Origin of the sequence: Pseudomonas sp. FIP_A4 (assembly GCF_036701605.1) — a bacterium.
Classification (GTDB): domain Bacteria; phylum Pseudomonadota; class Gammaproteobacteria; order Pseudomonadales; family Pseudomonadaceae; genus Stutzerimonas; species Stutzerimonas phenolilytica.
In genome coordinates, this window is sequence record NZ_JAYDXP010000124.1 from 1 (window position 1) to 849 (window position 849).

Annotated in this window: 1 protein-coding gene and 1 pseudogene; both read left to right on the forward strand. The window is 64.4% G+C overall.

Going from position 1 to position 849, the window contains the following annotated elements:
* Positions 1-592, forward strand: a 592-nt coding sequence (locus U8L64_RS12740; RefSeq protein ID WP_333397899.1) for an electron transfer flavoprotein subunit alpha/FixB family protein, incomplete at its 5' end; no start/stop codon positions are given.
* 117 nt (positions 593-709) lie between these two features.
* A pseudogene (locus U8L64_RS12745) lies at positions 710-849 on the forward strand (NAD(P)(+) transhydrogenase (Re/Si-specific) subunit alpha); the annotation flags it as partial.

Consider the following 849-nt stretch of genomic DNA (forward strand, 5'->3'; position numbering starts at 1 on the left):
GATCACGTCGGTCGAAAGCGCTGACACCTTCAAGCGCCCGATCTACGCCGGCAACGCCATCGCCACCGTGCAGTCCACCGCACCGATCAAGGTCATCACCGTGCGTACCACCGGTTTCGATGCGGTCAGCGGCGAAGGTGGCTCGGCTGCCATCGAGCAGATCGCCGGCAGCGGTGACGCAGGTAAGTCCGCCTTCGTCGGCGAAGAGCTGGCCAAGTCCGACCGTCCCGAGCTGACCGCCGCCAAGATCGTCGTCTCCGGCGGTCGCGGCATGCAGAACGGCGATAACTTCAAGCACCTGTATTCGCTGGCCGACAAGCTCGGCGCGGCGGTCGGTGCCTCGCGTGCCGCGGTCGATGCCGGCTTCGTGCCGAACGACATGCAGGTCGGCCAGACCGGCAAGATCGTCGCGCCGCAGCTGTACATTGCCGTCGGTATCTCCGGCGCGATCCAGCACCTGGCCGGCATGAAGGACTCCAAGGTGATCGTCGCGATCAACAAGGACGAGGAAGCACCGATCTTCCAGGTTGCCGACTACGGCCTGGTGGGCGATCTGTTCGAGATCGTGCCGGAGCTGGAAAAGCTGGTCTGAGCCCCTCGCCTACGGGCAACCCGTTTCTTATCCCGAAGTCCAGCCTGTCCTCTCCGCCCGTATGCCGGGCGAAGAGGCTCGGGCTGCTGCGCCACTGTTTTTGTCTCAGGAATGACCATGCACATCGGTGTACCCCTCGAAACCCATGTCGGGGAAACGCGCGTCGCCGCGACCCCGGAAACCGTCAAGAAACTGATCGGCCAAGGGCACCGGGTAACGCTGCAAAGCGGCGCCGGGTTGCTTTCCAGCGTGCCGGA